Origin of the sequence: Leucobacter sp. PH1c (genome assembly GCF_000633415.1) — a bacterium.
Taxonomy (GTDB): domain Bacteria; phylum Actinomycetota; class Actinomycetes; order Actinomycetales; family Microbacteriaceae; genus Leucobacter.
Genome location: NZ_AYMV01000007.1, coordinates 48,648 through 64,594, shown reverse-complemented (window position 1 = coordinate 64,594; position 15,947 = coordinate 48,648). Strand labels below are relative to the sequence as shown.

16 protein-coding genes and 1 tRNA gene are annotated in these 15,947 nt (G+C 70.7%); 6 read left to right on the top strand and 11 right to left on the bottom strand.

The genetic code is table 11. The annotated features are described in order from the left end of the window. Nucleotides 1-54 precede the first annotated feature (54 nt). The 4 genes from U874_RS0102060 to aceE all read right to left on the bottom strand — a co-directional run bounded on the left by U874_RS0102060 (nt 55) and on the right by aceE (nt 6,073). Nucleotides 55-1,059: a beta-ketoacyl-ACP synthase III gene (locus U874_RS0102060; protein WP_025132888.1), complete on the bottom strand. Its 1,005-nt coding sequence runs from the start codon at nt 1,057-1,059 to the stop codon at nt 55-57. 17 nt (nt 1,060-1,076) lie between these two features. After that, on the bottom strand, nt 1,077-1,994 hold the full coding sequence (locus U874_RS0102055) for an ACP S-malonyltransferase (RefSeq protein WP_025132887.1): 918 nt from the start codon (nt 1,992-1,994) through the stop codon (nt 1,077-1,079). 115 nt (nt 1,995-2,109) lie between these two features. Next, a complete protein-coding gene (locus U874_RS0102050; protein ID WP_025132886.1) occupies nt 2,110-3,318 on the bottom strand; it encodes a CdaR family transcriptional regulator in 1,209 nt (402 codons plus the stop codon). Between the two features lie 28 nt (nt 3,319-3,346). Further along, on the bottom strand, nt 3,347-6,073 hold the full coding sequence (aceE, locus tag U874_RS0102045) for a pyruvate dehydrogenase (acetyl-transferring), homodimeric type (protein ID WP_025132885.1): 2,727 nt from the start codon (nt 6,071-6,073) through the stop codon (nt 3,347-3,349). A 330-nt stretch (nt 6,074-6,403) separates the two neighbouring features. Here aceE and U874_RS0102040 point away from each other — a divergent pair, with 330 nt between their 5' ends. Both U874_RS0102040 and U874_RS0102035 read left to right on the top strand, forming a co-directional pair. Then, nucleotides 6,404-6,865: a peroxiredoxin gene (locus U874_RS0102040; protein ID WP_025132884.1), complete on the top strand. Its 462-nt coding sequence runs from the start codon at nt 6,404-6,406 to the stop codon at nt 6,863-6,865. A 50-nt stretch (nt 6,866-6,915) separates the two neighbouring features. Then, nucleotides 6,916-6,991, top strand: a tRNA-Val gene (locus tag U874_RS0102035). Between the two features lie 43 nt (nt 6,992-7,034). Here U874_RS0102035 and U874_RS0102030 read toward each other — a convergent pair. Continuing rightward, the gene (locus U874_RS0102030) at nt 7,035-7,607 is read right to left on the bottom strand and encodes a TetR/AcrR family transcriptional regulator (protein WP_025132883.1); all 573 of its coding nucleotides are present in this window, start codon (nt 7,605-7,607) and stop codon (nt 7,035-7,037) included. Nucleotides 7,608-7,695: 88 nt separating this feature from the next. Here U874_RS0102030 and U874_RS0102025 point away from each other — a divergent pair, with 88 nt between their 5' ends. Both U874_RS0102025 and U874_RS0102020 read left to right on the top strand, forming a co-directional pair. Further along, nucleotides 7,696-7,989, top strand: a complete 294-nt coding sequence (locus U874_RS0102025) for a hypothetical protein (protein ID WP_025132882.1) — start codon at nt 7,696-7,698, stop codon at nt 7,987-7,989. Next, nucleotides 7,986-8,960 (top strand): NAD-dependent epimerase/dehydratase family protein, encoded by a 975-nt coding sequence (locus U874_RS0102020; RefSeq protein WP_025132881.1) that lies wholly within the window; start codon nt 7,986-7,988, stop codon nt 8,958-8,960. The genes U874_RS0102025 and U874_RS0102020 overlap by 4 nt, the downstream gene beginning before the upstream one ends. Here the strand turns inward: U874_RS0102020 and U874_RS0102015 are convergent. Both U874_RS0102015 and U874_RS0102010 read right to left on the bottom strand, forming a co-directional pair. Beyond that, nucleotides 8,957-9,229: a DUF4031 domain-containing protein gene (locus U874_RS0102015; RefSeq protein WP_025132880.1), complete on the bottom strand. Its 273-nt coding sequence runs from the start codon at nt 9,227-9,229 to the stop codon at nt 8,957-8,959. The two genes, U874_RS0102020 and U874_RS0102015, sit on opposite strands and share 4 nt — an antisense overlap. 33 nt (nt 9,230-9,262) lie before the next feature. Beyond that, nucleotides 9,263-9,751 (bottom strand): glutathione peroxidase, encoded by a 489-nt coding sequence (locus tag U874_RS0102010; RefSeq protein WP_025132879.1) that lies wholly within the window; start codon nt 9,749-9,751, stop codon nt 9,263-9,265. Nucleotides 9,752-9,866: 115 nt separating this feature from the next. On the opposite strand from U874_RS0102010, the gene U874_RS0102005 reads away from it, so the two are divergent. Beyond that, nucleotides 9,867-10,397 (top strand): flavin reductase, encoded by a 531-nt coding sequence (locus U874_RS0102005; protein ID WP_025132878.1) that lies wholly within the window; start codon nt 9,867-9,869, stop codon nt 10,395-10,397. On the opposite strand, the gene U874_RS0102000 is transcribed toward U874_RS0102005, so the two are convergent. The 4 genes from U874_RS0102000 to U874_RS0101985 all read right to left on the bottom strand — a co-directional run bounded on the left by U874_RS0102000 (nt 10,394) and on the right by U874_RS0101985 (nt 14,799). After that, nucleotides 10,394-11,665: an MFS transporter gene (locus tag U874_RS0102000; RefSeq protein WP_025132877.1), complete on the bottom strand. Its 1,272-nt coding sequence runs from the start codon at nt 11,663-11,665 to the stop codon at nt 10,394-10,396. The two genes, U874_RS0102005 and U874_RS0102000, sit on opposite strands and share 4 nt — an antisense overlap. Nucleotides 11,666-11,699: 34 nt before the next feature. Then, nucleotides 11,700-12,347 carry an MBL fold metallo-hydrolase gene (locus U874_RS0101995; RefSeq protein WP_025132876.1) on the bottom strand — a complete coding sequence of 216 codons (648 nt, stop codon included), beginning with the start codon at nt 12,345-12,347 and terminating at the stop codon, nt 11,700-11,702. Between the two features lie 105 nt (nt 12,348-12,452). After that, nucleotides 12,453-13,301 (bottom strand): universal stress protein, encoded by an 849-nt coding sequence (locus U874_RS0101990; RefSeq protein ID WP_025132875.1) that lies wholly within the window; start codon nt 13,299-13,301, stop codon nt 12,453-12,455. 58 nt (nt 13,302-13,359) lie between these two features. Beyond that, nucleotides 13,360-14,799 carry a glyceraldehyde-3-phosphate dehydrogenase gene (locus U874_RS0101985; protein WP_025132874.1) on the bottom strand — a complete coding sequence of 480 codons (1,440 nt, stop codon included), beginning with the start codon at nt 14,797-14,799 and terminating at the stop codon, nt 13,360-13,362. A gap of 219 nt (nt 14,800-15,018) precedes the next feature. On the opposite strand from U874_RS0101985, the gene U874_RS0101980 reads away from it, so the two are divergent. Further along, the gene (locus tag U874_RS0101980) at nt 15,019-15,918 is read left to right on the top strand and encodes a MetQ/NlpA family ABC transporter substrate-binding protein (protein ID WP_025132873.1); all 900 of its coding nucleotides are present in this window, start codon (nt 15,019-15,021) and stop codon (nt 15,916-15,918) included. Nucleotides 15,919-15,947: the final 29 nt, after the last annotated feature.

Sequence of the window (15,947 nt, the reverse complement as noted above, 5' to 3'; positions counted from 1 at the left end):
GTATCGGGGGCCGCGCGCGGCGCCGCGGAGCCGCGCGCGGGAACCCCGAGGGGATTAGGGGATCTCGACGACCTGCGCGCCGTAGACGAGACCGGCGCCGAAGCCGATCGTGAGGGCGAGGCCGCCGGAGAGCTCGGGGTGCTCCTCGAGCAGCGCGTGCATCGCGAGCGGGATCGATGCCGCGGAGGTGTTGCCCTGCATCTCGATGTCGCGCGCGACGACGACGCTCTCGGGCAGCTTCAGCTGCTTCGCGAACTCGTCGACGATGCGGGCGTTCGCCTGGTGGGGGATGAACGCGGCGAGATCCTTCGCCTCGATCCCCGACTCCTCGAGCGTCTGGCGGGCGACCTTCGCCATCTCCCACACCGCCCAGCGGAACACGGTCTGACCGTCCTGGCGCAGGGTGGGCCACGCGACCTCGGTCGGGTTGTTCCGGTACTCCTCGAACGTCGAGGTCATCCGGATCGTGTCCCACTTCTCGCCGTCGGAGCCCCACACCGTCGGGCCGATGCCCGCGTGGTCGCTCGGACCGACGACGACGGCGCCGGCGCCGTCCGCGAGGAGGAAGGAAATGCTGCGGTCGGTCGGGTCGACGAGATCGGAGAGCTTCTCCGCGCCGATCACGAGCACGTTCGAGCAAACCCCCGAGCGCACGAGCGCGTCGGCCTGAGCCACGCCGTAGACGTACCCTGCGCAGGCGGCGGAGATGTCGAAGGCGGCCGCGGGGGTGAGGCCCAGGCGGTGCGCGGCGAGCGCGGCCATCGACGGGGTCACCGCGACGTTTGAGATCGTGGAGATGATCACGCCGTCGATCTCCGAGCGCTCGAGCCCGGAGCGCACGATGGCCTCCTCACCCGCGGCGACGGCGAGGTCGACGGCCGAGAGCTCGGCGCTCGCGCGGCGGCGCTGGATGATGCCGGTGCGCTGGCGGATCCACTCGTCCGAGGAATCGATCGGGCCGACGAGGTCGTCGTTCGGCACATCGAGGTCGCCGCGGGCGGCGCCGATGGAGAGGATCCGGGAGTGCATCGGCCCGGTGGGCTGCACGAGAGGAGACATAGTCAGGTGTCCTTCGGTCAGGCGGCTTCGGCGATCATGGCGACCGCCGCGTCGAGGTCGGCGGGGGACTTGATGGCGACGCTCGGCACGCCCTTCAGCGCGCGCTTCGCGATCCCCGAGAGCGCGCCCGCGGGCGTGAGCTCGATGAGGCCCGTGATGCCGGCCTCCTGGAAGTCTGCCATGCAGGCGTCCCAGCGCACGGGCTGCGCGATCTGCGAGACGAGCAGCTCGACGTAGCGCTCGCCACTCGTCACGCGAGTGCCGTCGGCGTTCGTCCAGAGCGGGTGCGTGGGATCGGCGGCGGCGACGCCGCTCGCGGCCTCGCGAAGCGCGGGGATCGCGCTCGCCATGTAGTCGGTGTGGAACGCACCGGCGACCTGGAGCGGGATCACGCGCGCGGCGCGCGGCGCGTCCTCGGCCAGCGCGGCGAGCGCGGCGCGGGAGCCCGCGGCGACGATCTGACCGCCGCCGTTGCGGTTCGCGGGCGTGAGCCCGTGCTCGGCGATCTTCGCGAGCACGTCGGCTTCAACGCCGCCGACGACCGCGGCCATGCCGGTCTCCTCGCGAGCCGCGGCCTCGGCCATGGCCCGACCGCGCACGCCCACGAGCGCGAGCGCGTCACCCGCGTCGAGCACGCCGGCCGCCGTCGCGGCGGCGAACTCGCCCACGGAGTGACCGGCGACGCCGACCGCGGACAGATCGGTGCGAGCCGAGAGCTCGCGCCACGCGAGGATGCTCGCGGCGACGATGAGCGGCTGCGCGATCGCGGTGTCCCGGATCGTGTCGGCGTCGCTCTCCGTGCCGTGCGCGATGAGGTCGACGCCGGAGCGCTCGGAGGCTTCGCGCAGGAACTCGCGGCCGCCGGGGAGGTCGAGCCACTCGCTCAGGAAGCCGGGGGTCTGAGAGCCCTGTCCAGGGCAGGCGATGACAATCACGTGTTCCAGTTTCTCAGATCACCCGCGCGCATCCTGCATATTCCCCACCATAAATCCAAAAGATCGTTGTAGGGATCGCGTATTTTTGTTGGATTTCGGCGCGCCTGCGGGCGGATCAGTGCCCGGAGCTCGGCTTCTGCGAGCCCGGACGGCGGCCGTGCTGCGCGATCGATCCGGCGATGAGCGCGGACTGCAGGATCAGGGCCTCGCGGGCACCCGTCGCGTTCCAGCCGATCACCTCGGACACCTTCTTCAGGCGGTAGCGCACGGTGTTCGGATGCACGAAGAGCTCGCGCGCCGTTGCCTCGAGGGAACGCCCGTTGTCGAGATAGCACCAGAGCGTCTCGAGCAGCTCGCCGGAGTGGGCGGCGAGGGGCTCGTAGATCTGCTCGATGAGGGTGCGCCGTGCCAGACCGTCGCCCGCGAGCGCGCGTTCGGGGAGCAGATCGTCGGCGAGGACCGGGCGGGGCGCCTTCCGCCACGACCGCGCGACGGCGACGCCCGCGAGCGCGGCGCGCGCGCTCCGCGAGGCATCGACGAGATTCGCGACGGTGGGCCCGAGCACGAGCGGGCCATCCGAGAAGCCGTCGGCCACCCGCTGCGCGATCTCGATGAAGGGGAGCGGCTCCTCAGGCAGCTGCGTCGCATCGCGCTGCGCGGGATCCACGCGGCCGAGCACGAGCACGAGGCGCGTGCCCTGGAGCCCGATCAGCACGTCGGCGCCCGCGTGGCGAGCCGAGCGCCGCAGCTGGTCGACGTCCACGGTGCGCTCGGCGGATCCCACGAGCACTGCGGCCTCGCCGTCGCCGTGCCACCCGAGCGCCGCGATCCGGCTCGGCAGCTCGTCGTCGCTCTCGCCCGTGAGGATCGAGTCGACGACGAGCGCCTCGAGGCGGGCGTCCCAGAGCCCGCGGGCCTCAGCGGCGCGGGCGTACACGTCGGCCGCCGCGAACGCGACGTCCCGCGAGTAGTGCATGATCGCCTCGCGCAGGGCCTCGCTGCGCGGGCCCACGCGCTCCTCCACGACCGTGACCACCACGCGGATGAGCTGCAGGGTCTCCTGCAGGCTGATCGAGCGGAGCAGCTCGCGGGGCGCCGCACTGAACACGTCGGAGGCGATCCAGGGGGTCGAAGACGGATCCTCGTACCACTGGATGAAGGAGGTGATCCCGGTCTGCGCGACCAGGCCCACCGCAGAGCGGCGGCTCGGAGGCATGCTTCCGTACCAGGGCAGCGTCTCATCAAGACGCGTCAGTGTGAGCGTGGACAATTCACCAGTGATGGTGCGCAGCCACGCGAGTTCCTGCTCTTTCGCCCGGTCCATCAGCCTTCCATCCTCCGAGCCGGCCGCGTTACGCGTCGCCGCCGGCGCCGCCGGTCGTGCCGGCGTTCACATCGTTCAGGCGGTACTGCGCCGCGGCGCGGGCGGGGATGTCCGCCGCGATCTTCCCCTGGGCGGCGAGGCGCTGGAGCACCTTCACCACGACCGACTCGCGGTCGATCCCGAAGAAGCGACGAGCCGCTGCGCGCGTGTCCGAGAAGCCGAAGCCGTCAGCGCCGAGCACGGAGTAGTCCCCGGGCACGTACGGACGGATCTGCTCGGGCACCTGGGTCGCCCAGTCGCTCACCGCGACCACGGGGCCCTCGGCGCCCGCGAGCTTCTCGGTGAGGTACGGCGTCCGCGGGGCCGCGGCGGGATCGCGCAGGGTGTCGCGCTCGGCGGCCGCGCCGTCGCGCTGCAGCTCGTTCCAGCTCGTCACGCTCCACACGTCGGCCGCGACATCCCAGTCCTGGGCGAGCAGCTCGGCGGCTTCGCGCGCCCACGGCACGGCGACGCCCGAGGCGAGGATCTGCGCGCGGTGCGTGCCTGCCGTCGCGGCCTGCACGCGGTGGATGCCGCGCACGATGCCGTCGACGTCGACCTCGGCGGGCTCCGCGGGGTGGATCATCGGCTCGTTGTAGACCGTGAGGTAGTACATCACGTTCGGATCGGGGTGCGATCCGCCGTACATGCGCTCGATGCCCGCGCGCATGATGTGGCCGATCTCGTAGCCGTACGCCGGGTCGTACGCCACGACGGCCGGGTTCGTCGACGCGAGCGCGAGCGAGTGTCCGTCGGCGTGCTGCAGGCCCTCGCCCGTGAGCGTCGTGCGCCCCGCGGTCGCGCCCACGAGGAAGCCACGAGCCATCTGATCGCCCGCAGCCCACAGGGCATCGCCCGTGCGCTGGAAGCCGAACATCGAGTAGAAGATGTAGACGGGGATCAGCGGCTCGCCGTGGGTCGAGTAGGAGGTGCCGACCGCGGTGAACGCGGCAGAGGCGCCGGCCTCGTTGATGCCGACGTGGATCAGCACGCCCTCGGGGCTCTCCTTGTACGCGAGGAGCAGGTCGCGGTCCACCGACACGTAGTTCTGACCGTGCGGGTTGTAGATCTTCTTCGTGGGGAAGAAGGAGTCCATGCCGAAGGTGCGGGCCTCGTCGGGGATGATCGGCACGATCCGCTTGCCGAACTCGCCGTCGCGCATGAGGTCCTTCAGCAGGCGCACGAAGACCATGGTCGTCGCGGCTTCCTGCGTGCCGGAGCCCTTGGCGGCGATGGCGTACGACTTCGTCTCGGGCACCGCGAGGTCCGTGTGCGTCGAGCGGCGCTCGGGCAGGTACCCGCCGAGCGAGCGACGGCGCTCGTGGATGTACTCGATCGCCTCGTCCTGCGCACCCGGGTGGTAGTAGGGCGGCCGATACGGATCCGCTTCGAGCTGCGCGTCCGTGATCGGGATGTGCATGGTGTCGCGGAACATCTTCAGATCGTCGAGCGTCATCTTCTTCATCTGGTGCGTCGCATTGCGCCCCTCGAAGTGCGGGCCGAGCCCGTAGCCCTTGATCGTCTTCGCGATAATGACGGTCGGGCGGCCCTTGTGCTCCATCGCGGCCTTGTACGCCGCGTAGACCTTGCGGTAGTCGTGACCACCGCGGCGGAGGCCCCAGACCTGGTCGTCGGAGTAGTCCTCGACGAGGCGGAGTGCTCGCTCATCCCGGCCGAAGAAGTGGTTGCGCACGAATGCGCCGTTCTCGGCCTTGTAGGTCTGGAAATCGCCGTCGGGCGTCGTGTTCATGAGGTTCAGGAGCGCGCCGTCAGAGTCGCGGTTCAGCAGGTCGTCCCACTCGCGACCCCAGATGACCTTGATGACGTTCCAGCCCGCGCCGCGGAAGTAGCTCTCGAGCTCCTGGATGATCTTGCCGTTGCCGCGCACCGGCCCGTCGAGGCGCTGGAGGTTCGCGTTGATGACGAAGGTGAGGTTGTCGAGCCCCTCGTTCGCAGCGACCTGCAGCTGGCCGCGGCTCTCGACCTCGTCCATCTCGCCGTCACCGAGGAACGCCCAGACGTGCTGGTCCGAGGCATCCTTGATCCCGCGGTTGGTGAGGTACTTGTTGAGCTGCGCCTGGTAGATCGCGTTGATCGGGCCGAGGCCCATCGACACGGTGGGGAACTGCCAGAAGTCGGGTGCGAGGCGCGGGTGCGGGTACGACGGGAGACCGCCGCCCGCGTGCGACTTCTCCTGGCGGAAGCCGTCGAGCTGGTCCGCCGTGAGGCGGCCCTCGAGGAAGGCGCGCGAGTACATGCCGGGGGAGGCGTGCCCCTGCACGAAGATCTGGTCGCCGCCGCCCGGGTGATCCTGGCCGCGGAAGAAGTGGTTGAAGCCGACCTCGTAGAGCGACGCCGCCGAGGCGTACGTGGAGATGTGGCCGCCCACGCCGATTCCGGGAGCCTGCGCGCGGTGCACCGTCATGGCGGCGTTCCAGCGGATCCAGGACCGGTAGCGGCGCTCGAGTTCCTCGTTGCCCGGGAAGTCGGGCTCGTCCTCGGACGCGATCGTGTTGACGTAGTCCGTCGTGGGGACCTGCGGAACGTTCAGGTGGAGCTGTCGCGAGCGGTCGAGCAGGCTCGTCATGATCTCGCGACCGCGGCCTGCGCCGCGCTCATCGACGACCGCGTCGAGAGATTCCCGCCACTCGGCGGTCTCCTGGGGATCCAAGTCGTCGCTGTCGGGTGCGTACGGATCCTGCGTGTTCACAGCCAAGATTGTGCTCCATTCACCAGTGGCGTGCTGCGCGATCGACGCGGCTTGATGCGTGGGCACGCAGCACGAGAGGCGCCCGCTGGTCAGCGGGTGTGCCTCCCACACTATCGAACATCCACGATGTGGAATGGTATGCAGCGCGAATGCGCAGCCTCTCGGGGCGAAAACACGGCGTCCCGCCGGGCGTTTCGTGCGGCCGCCGCGCCCGGGAGCGCGGCCGATTCGCAGAATGTTCGGACGCTCGAGGTCGTGCCCGCGGCACGCGCGCTCGCTAGTGTGGATCCCACGGACTGTTCACCCCGGTGCCCCGCACCGAGAAAGGAGCACACCATGGTGCTCGAGGTCGGCGCGCAGGCGCCCGATTTCACCCTGTCGGATCAGCACGGCGAGGAGCTCACGCTCTCCGAGCTCGTCGCGGAGGGCCCCGTCGCGCTCGTCTTCTTTCCGCTCGCGTTCTCGGGGATCTGCACGGGCGAGCTGTGCGAGCTGCGCGACAACCTCGCGATCTTCGCGGACAGCAAGGTCCGCCTGCTCGGCATCTCGGTGGATTCCGTCTGGGCGCTGAAGGCCTGGGCCGACCAGGAGGGCTACGAGTTCTCGATCCTCTCCGACTTCTGGCCCCACGGCCAGGTCGCGAAGGAGTACGGCGTGTTCGTCGAGGAGGCGGGCATCGCGACTCGCGCGACCCTCGTGATCGGTGAGGGCCGTCGTGTCCTCGCGTCCTTCGAGACCGCCCCCGGGGAGGCCCGCGACTTCGCGTCCTACCGGGACGCGCTCGCGGCGATCGCCTAATTCGCGTCGGCGAAGCGGGATCCCCTACACTTGGGGAGTCCGATTCGCTCGGGCCTGTAGCTCAGCTGGTAGAGCGCCACGTTTACACCGTGGATGTCGTCGGTTCGATCCCGGCCGGGCCCACCACTCCACCCCCGTCCGGGTTCTCCGGGCGGGGGTGTTCTGCTGTTCACGCCGCGCGGGCGAGGGCCTCTGCCTGAGTGACGAGCACCGCTCGTCGGGCGGGCGCGTCGCTCCCCGGAGCCACCATCTCCGAGACGCGGGCGAGTGTCCACCAGCCCGCGCAGAGCGTGACGATGCTGAGCAGCAACTGCTGCGCAGCTGCGGGGGAGAGGCCGGGCAGTGCGGACGCGAGGACGTCCGCCTGACTCGCGCAGCGCGCCGTGCGGGCGACGGCGTCAGCGGCCCCGTCGAGCTCGAGGCTCTCCCAGGCGAGCAGGCGAGCGAGCTCGGGCCGCTCCGCGAAGCGATCAAAGAGCGCGCCGGCGTACGCCGCGATGCCCGCAGCGCCGGATCCCGGGGAAGGGGCGTGTGCCGCGCCCAGCAGATCGCCGAGCCGGTCGGCGAGCACCGCGTCGAACAGGCCGCGCTTGTTCCCGAAGTACTGGTAAACGCGCTCCTTGTTGACCCCGGCGTCCGCGCCGATCGCGTCCATGCGCGCGCCCGCGAAGCCCCGCTCCGCGAACTGCCGGGCGCCCGCATCGAGAAGCGCCTGGCGGGTTGCTGCCGTGTCCCATGCCATGGGCACAGCGTAGCGCATCTCCAACCATCCGTTTGCAATTGGGCGCCCCGCGCCGTACGCTCATCCCCAAACAACCGTTTGGAGATTCATGCCCCCGCAGACCGCCCCTCGATCCGCGCCCCCGTCCCGCCCCATGCCGCCGCCGCTTCCCGCGACACTCCGGATCCTCGCGACCTGGGCCGCGATCCTCCCACTCGCACTCGGTGCTCGTGCACTCCTCGGCCCGCTCGTCGCCGCATGGCCCGAGCCGCTCGCGCTTGCCCTCACCATCACGCTCGTCGTCCCGGTCGCCGTGCTCTGGGCGGTCCCGTTCCTGCTGCGCGGGATCGCGGCGCTCCGCGCCCGCACATCCGCGAAGCGGGCGCCGAGGGGCGTCGCGTGAGGGCGCTCGTGCTCGGCGCTGCGGGAGCGGTGGGGCGCGTCGTCGCCGCGGAGCTCGAGAGCGCCGGACACACCGTGACGGGTGCCGGTCGGCGGAACGCCGCGGTGCGGATCGACCTCGGGCACCCCGCCGGGCTCGGCGTCCTCGCCGAGCAGGCACGAGCGCACGACGTGGTGGTGAACGCGTCCGGTGTCGAGGATCCGGAGCTCGTGCGCGCCGCGGGACGCACGGCGTTCGTCGAGCTCTCAGCGACGGCGCCCGCACTCCTCGAGCTCGGCCGCGCAGCGGCACCGGGCCAGTCCGTGCTGATCGGCGCTGGGCTCGCGCCGGGCCTCACGACGATGCTGGTGCACGCCCTCCCGACGCTGCCGGGCGACGAGGTCGACGTGGGCATCGCGCTCGGCACGGGGGAGGAGCACGGGCCCGCGGCCGTCGCGTGGACGGCCGGCCTCGTCGGCACTGAGATCTTCTCGCCGCCCGAGCGGGTCCCGGTGATGAACCTCCGCGAGCGCCGTGTGCTCCCCGCACCCGATGGGCCGCGCACCTTCCTCCGCGCCGATTTCCCGGACCACGCGCTCCTCGGCGAGCCATCGGGCCTCACCGTTCGGAGCTACCTCGCCACGGGCGGTCGCGCGACGACCGCAGCCCTCGGCATCGTCGCCCGCGCGCCACGAAGCGCGTCGCTCCTCGCCCGGGCGCCGCACTGGGGCAGCGCGGCCTGGTCGCTCGTCGCGGTGAACCGCCGCACGGGCGCGAGCTGCTCGGCGCAGGGCGTCGGCCAGTCGCGCGCCACGGGCGTGCTCACGGCGCTCGCCACTGCGGCGCTCGTCGCGGGCGCCCCGGGCCGCGTCGTCACGATGGCGCAGCTGCTGCCGCTGGCGGCGATCCCGGACCTCCGCAGCGGGCCTGGCTCGGCCGAGGAGATCGATCACATCAGCCAACCACCCCGTGAGCGGGGCTGGGCGGGCTAGGCCGCGCGGCGGTCGCGAGCGCGCACGCGAAGCCCGGACGCGATGAGCCGGCGCACGAGCTCGTTCCCCGTGACCGTGACCGCGCCCGCTGCGACGAGCCGGTCGTGCAGTTCCTCGGGCACGTCGTAGTGATCGTGATCGAAGCCGCGCTCCGGGATCCCGTTCTCCGACGCGAACGCGTGCAACTCGCCGAGCGACGAGTCGCTCACGAGGTGCGACCACAGCCGGTTATGGGCCGGCCAGGCGGGGGGATCGATGAGAACGGTCATCCGAAGAGGATACGCCCCCGATCCCCGCAGCGGCTATTCGGCGGGGAGCGCGGCCTCGATCGCGGCGATGATCGCGGGATCGTCCGGCTCGGTCTTCGGCCGGAAGCGCGAGACGCGACCGTCCGGGGCGATGAGGAACTTCTCGAAGTTCCACTGGACCCGGCCGCGCCGGCCGCTCGCGTCGGGAATAGCGCGCAGCTCGCGGAACAGCGGGTGCGATCGGCGCCCGTTCACGAGCGTCTTCTCGAGGAGCGGGAACGTCACACCGTACGTGGTCGCGCAGAACGTCGAGATCTCCTCGGCGGAGCCCGGCTCCTGCCCGAGGAACTGGTTGCAAGGCACGCCGAGCACCGTGAATCCCCGCGGTCCGTACTGGCGCTGAAGCTCCTCCAGCTTCGCGTACTGCGGGGTAAGGCCGCACTTCGACGCGACGTTCACGACGAGCACCACCTGCTCCCCGAATTCAGCGAGCGAGGTGCGCGTGCCCTCGATGGTGGTGAGTGGGATGTCTCGGAGCTGCATGCCTCCAGGGTACGCTCGTGAGCGGGCGACCGGGCGGGGGAATGCCGAGAATCCTCCGAGCGTTGCACCGCACGAGCGGCGCGGAGCACCCGGGCCCGGAGGGCTGAGGAGACCAGTGACTGAGCACGGCGCGGAGCACCCGCAGTACGATCCCGATCTCACCGAGGGGATCGATGCGCTGAAACTCGCGTTCCGGCACCACCCCATGGGCGTCGCGGTGATCACTGCGGAGACGGACGAGGGGCCGGTCGGCCTCACCGCGTCGAGCGTCTCCTCGGTCGGGATCGATCCGCCGGCCATCTCCTTCTCGGTGACGCGCGCCACCGGCAGCGCGGGCGGCATCCTGGGCGCCGACAGCTACCTCGTGCACCTCGTCGACGCGCGGCACACGGAGATCGCGCGCTCCTTCGCCGTCTCGGGGGCGGAGCGCTTCACGGCGGCGCAGGGCTGGTCGCGCCTCACGACCGGAGAGCCGTACCTGCCCGGCACCCGCGTCGCACTTCGATGCCGCACGCTGCACTCCCTGGGCGTGGGCTCATCGGTGATCGTCGTCGCCGAGGTGGTCGGCGCGGTGTTCGGCGAGACCGGCCCGGCCATGAGCTATCTCGACCGCGAGTTCCACGCACTCGGCGGTCCGCTGGCCTAGACCTCGCTCGTACCGACCACGGGGATTCCCACGGTGTTCCGGCTGCGGGCCTTGTCCCGTGCCTCGACCGCGAAGCTCAGCCCAGCAAGTGCGAGCCCGGCCGCCGCGAGGGCCGCGCCCACCCAGCCGGGGGCGAGGTAGCCGAAGCCCGCGGCGATCACCAGGCCGCCGAGCCACGCACCGAGGCTGTTGCCCACGTTGAATGCGGCGTGGTTGATCGCCGCGCCGAGCAGCGCCGCCTCGTCGGAGATCCGGATCAGTCGCGCCTGGATCGCCGGGACGAGCACCGACGAGGTGAAGCCGATCGCGAAGGTGAGGCCGATCAGCGCGGCCGGAGTGCTCGCCCAGAGCGCGTACGCGACGAGCGCGAGGAGGAACGCGCTCAATCCCCACACGATCGTGCGGCTCAGGTGCCGGTCGCTCGCCCAGCCGCCGAGCACGTTGCCGAGAGTCATGCCGACGCCGATGCAGGCGAGCACGGCCGGGACCGCCGTGGCCGGCATGCCGACCACGCGCGTGGTCACCTCGGAGATGTAGGAGTACACGGCGAAGAAGCCGCCGAAGCCCACCGCCCCTACGCCGATCATGATCCAGATCCGCGGGTTCCGCAGTGCGACGAGTTCGCGCCCCGGAGTGCGCTCCGGGTTGCCGGGGACGCGGGGGAGGAAAGCGAGCGCGAGCAGCAGCGTCACCGCGAAGATCCCCGCGACGAAGACGTAGGCGGCGCGCCAGCCCGCGAGCTGGCCGAGCCACGTGGCGAGCGGCACACCGATCACGTTCGCGATCGTGAGCCCGGAGAGCGCGAGCGCGATTCCGCGCCCCTGCTTCCCCGGCCCCATCAGGCGGGCCGCGAGGAGCGAGGCGACGCCGAAGTAGGCGCCGTGCGGGAGCGCGGCGATGAACCGAGCCACCGCGAGCGAGCCGAAGCTCGGCATGCAGGCCGAGGCGAGCGTGCCGAGTATGAAGACGCCGAGCAGGCCGAACGCGAGCGTCGTCTGCGACATCCGGGCGGCGATCACCGCCACCGTCGGCGCGCCCACGACGACACCGAGCGCGTACGCCGTGATGAGGAGGCCCGCGTGCGCGATCCCCGCTTCGGGCGCAGCGTCGAAGCCCGGAAGCACATCACGCGCGATGTCGGGCAGGAGCCCCATCGTGGCGAACTCGGTGACCCCGATCCCGAAGCCGCCGAGCGCGAGGGCGAAGAGAGCGATGGCGCGGCGGCGCGAGCTGAGGGCGGGCGGGAGCGCGGGGGAGGAGGAAAGCACCACGGAATCCTACCGGCCGCGCGCGAACGGCGGGTTACCGGCTCTGCGCGATCCAGCGGTCGAGCACGGGCTGCTCTGCGGCGATCGAGGTGTGGATGCCGTGCCCCGGCTGCACCGTCATGTCGCCCGGGAGCGTAAAGAGGCCGCGCTGGATCGACTCCACGATCTGCGGGAAGCTCGAGTACTCCCAGCGCGTCGCACCGGGACCGCCGTGGAACAGCGTGTCGCCGGAGAACACCGTGCCGAGCGCGGGCGCCACGAAGCAGACCGAGCCTGGCGTGTGCCCGGGGGTGTGCCGGGTCGTGAGCTCGACATCGCCAATCTGGAACGTCGCGCCCTCGGCGAGTTCGAAGTCGGGCAGCTCCTCGCCGTGCACCTCCTGCCAGAGGAAGAGGTCAGCCGGGTGGAGATAGAGGTGCGTGTCAAGCCGGCGGGCGGCCTCGACCGCCGCGTTCACGTGATCCTCGTGCCCGTGCGTGAGCAGGATCCCGAGCGCATCGCGCTCACCGACGGCGCGCACGATCGAGTCGGCGTCGTGGGCGGCGTCGATCACGAGCGCACGCTCGGCGTCGCCGACGATCCAGACGTTGTTCTCGAGCGCGATCCCCTCGGCGGGCAGGCCGGGCCGGCCGGCGCCGATGAATCCGGCGGTGATGAGGCGTTCGATCGTCACTGAGGTCATGGCGTGCTGCTTTCTCGGGTCGGGGGTGCTGCGGGCGAACAGACGCGTCGGGCGCCGGTCCACGGATCGACTCCGTGGGCCGGCGCCCGACACGCGGTGCGCGAACTAGTCGGCGCGGGTCACGATGACGGGGCAGGGCAGGGCCTGCAGCACGCCATGGCTCACCGAGCCGAGGAGGAGGCGGGAGATGCCGCCGCGACCGCGGCTGCCGACCACGAGCAGCTCGGCGCCCTGCGCCACCTGCACGAGCGCGGCCACCGGGGGCGACTGCACGATCTCGCGCCGCACCTCGAGGTCCGGGTAGCGCTCGGCGAGACCGGCGACGCCGATGGCGATCGCCTCCTCGGCGGCACTCCGCTGGGACTCGACGAGCTCCTCGCTCCAGAGGTACTCGAGGCCGGGGGTGAGCGGCGGCATCCACGCGTACACGGCGATGAGGGGGACGCCGCGGAACGACGCCTCCTCGGCCGCGTACGCGATCGCGCGCTGCGATGCCTCCGAGCCGTCGACGCCCACGACCACGCCAGCGCCGGGCTGCACGTCGCGGTTCGGGATCACGGCGACGGGGCAGTGCGCCGTCGCCGCGACCTTCACCGCGCGGGTGCCGAAGAAGGAGCCGGCGAAGCGGCTGCCCGCGTGCTCGCCGAGCACGAGGAGATCCGCCTGCTTCGAGGCTTCCTCGACCTCGGCGATCGGGTGACCGACCACCGCGGTGCCGGAGATCTCGCCCGTGAAGCCGAGGCTCCGCGCGTGCGCGATCTCGGCCTCGAGCATCTGTTCGGAAGCCTTCTGCGCTTCGGAGAGGAACGCGACGCTCTCCGAGAGGAAGGAGTCGTCCGCGACGTGCAGCAGGCGCACGCTCGCGCCGCGCTCGGTGGCTCGTGCGAGCCCCCAGGCGAGCGCCACGCGGCTCTGCTCCGATCCGTCAACTCCGATGAGGTATTTCTCCGACATGTTCGGTCCTTTCTCTCGGGATGTTTCGTGAGCGTTGCCGCGCGGCGCGGCGACGCACCTACGCGGTCAGCGCGGGCAGCTGCGCGGGGTGGCTCCCGGCGAGCTGCTCGATGATGCGGACCACCTGGCAGCTGTAGCCGTACTCGTTGTCGTACCAGACGTAGAGCACCGCGGAATCGCCCGTGACGATCGTGGCGAGGCCGTCGACGATGCCCGCGCGGTTCGCGCCGACGAAGTCGGTCGACACGATCTCGGGCGACTCGACGTAGTCGATCTGCGTGCGGAGCGCGCCGGTGAGCGAGACCTGCTCGAGGAAGCTGTTGATCTCCTCGACGGTGGTCTCGCGCTCGAGCTGGAGGTTGAGCACGGCCATCGATACGTCAGGGGTAGGAACGCGGATCGCGTTGCCCGTCAGCTTGCCCTCGAACTCGGGGAGCGCCTTCGAGACGGCCTTCGCCGCGCCGGTCTCGGTGAGCACCATGTTGAGCGCTGCCGAGCGGCCGCGACGATCGCCCTTGTGGAAGTTGTCGATCAGGTTCTGATCGTTCGTGTACGCGTGCACCGTCTCGACGTGGCCGCGCTTCACTCCGAAGCGATCGTTCATGACCTTGAGCACGGGCGTGATCGCGTTCGTGGTGCAGGAGGCGGCCGAGACGATCGTGTCGGCGTCGGTGATCTTGTCGTTATTGACGCCGTAGACCACGTTCAGCATGTCGCCCTTGCCCGGGGCGGTGAGCAGCACGCGGGCGATGCCCTGGTTCTGCAGGTGCTGGCCGAGACCCTCGGCGTCGCGCCAGCGACCCGTGTTGTCCACGAGGATCGCGTTGTCGATGCCGTACTGCGTGTAGTCGACGCTCGCCGGATCGTTCGAGTAGATGACCTGGATGCGCACGCCGTTCGCGAGGATCGCGTCCTCGTCCTCGAGCACCGTGATGGTGCCGTTGAAGGGGCCGTGCACGGAGTCGCGGCGCAGCAGGTTCGCGCGCTTCTGGAGATCGTTCTCCGAGCCCTTGCGCACCACGATGGCGCGGAGGTTCAGCCCGTTGCCCGAGCCCGAGTGATCAATGATGATGCGGGCGAGCAGGCGGCCGATGCGCCCGAAGCCGTAGAGCACGACGTCAGTGCCGGTGCCGGGCTTCGCCTCGAACGCGGGGGCGAGCACCTCACGGAGGTACGCGGCGAGGTCGGAGCCGCCCGAGGCGCGGAAGCCGTTCGCGAGGAGCGCGAGATCGACCGACACGGGGCCGGGCTGGAGCTGCGCGAGGGTCTCGACGATCGCGGAGGTCTCCGCGAGGGGGAGCTCGACGTCGTCGATCTTGCGTGCCGAGCGGTGCGCACGAATGATGTCGATGGAGGAGCGACCGATGAGGCTGCGGCCGTGGACCGACATGACCACATCGTGGTCGCGGTAGAGCTGGCCGATCAGCGGGATCATCCGCTCTGCGAGTTCCTGCTTCGCCTTCCAAGCTTCGAGGTGAGCATCAGCACGCTGGTTCATGTGAACGGAGGGTTCCTTCCAAACGGTATGAAGAGGGAGTCGGCCTGCCCGCCGGGACGCTGTGGCGTCGAATCCAGTATCCCACGAGGATGACGCTGTGTGACACCGTGATTACCGCGTGGCGGCAGACATGCAGGAGTCTTGGAGTTGTTCGGCGGCCGCACCCGCGTCGCAGCCGCCTCTGTCACACGATCGCACCTCAGCCCAAAAGGGGACCCCATGACCTCCACGAAGCGCCGCGTCTTCGCCGCCTCGCTCACCGCCCTCGCCCTCGCCGCGACGACCGCGCTCGCCGGGTGCGCCCCCGCCGCGGGCGGCGACGCCGACCAGACCGTCAAGATCGGCGTCGTCCCCGGCGGGCAGCCGTACTGGGACACGTTCGTCGACGCCGCAGCTGAGGAGGGGATCACGGTCGAGATCATCGATTTCGCCGAGTACCCCCAGCCGAACCCGCTGCTCAGCGAGGGCGATCTCGACCTGAACCAGTTCCAGCACATCGCGTACCTCGCCGCCTACAACGAGGACGCGGGCGACGATCTCGTCGCGCTCGGCTCGACCGTGATCTACCCGATGAACCTGTTCTCGGCGAAGTACGACTCGATCGAGGACATCCCCGAGGGCGGCACCATCGCCGTGCCGAACGACGAGTCGAACCGCGCCCGTGCGCTGCTCGTGCTGCAGAAGCTCGGCCTCATCGAGCTGAAGGACGGCGGCAACTCGGGCTCGACGCTCGAGGACGTCATCGCGGACAAGTCGAAGGTGAAGGTCACCGAGCTCGACGCCGCGGGCATCCCCGGCGCGCTGCCGGACGTCGACGGCGGTGTTGTGAACAACGACTTCGTCGAGCCCGCCGGCCTGAAGTTCTCGGACTCGCTCGGCTCGGATAGCGCGGAGGATCCCGCTGCCGCGCCGTACACGAACATCTTCGCGGCGCGCGCCGAGGACAAGGACAACGAGACCTACCTCAAGCTCGTCGACATCTACCAGAACAACGCCGACGTGCAGAAGGCCGTGAAGGACTACGTCGGCGAGGGCGCGGTGCCGCTCAACACGCCGACCGCCGAGCTCGCGGACATCCTCGCGCAGGCGCAGAAGGACTACGCGGCGCAGGCCAAGTAACCCCGATCCCGCGCACCGCGGGATCGCGA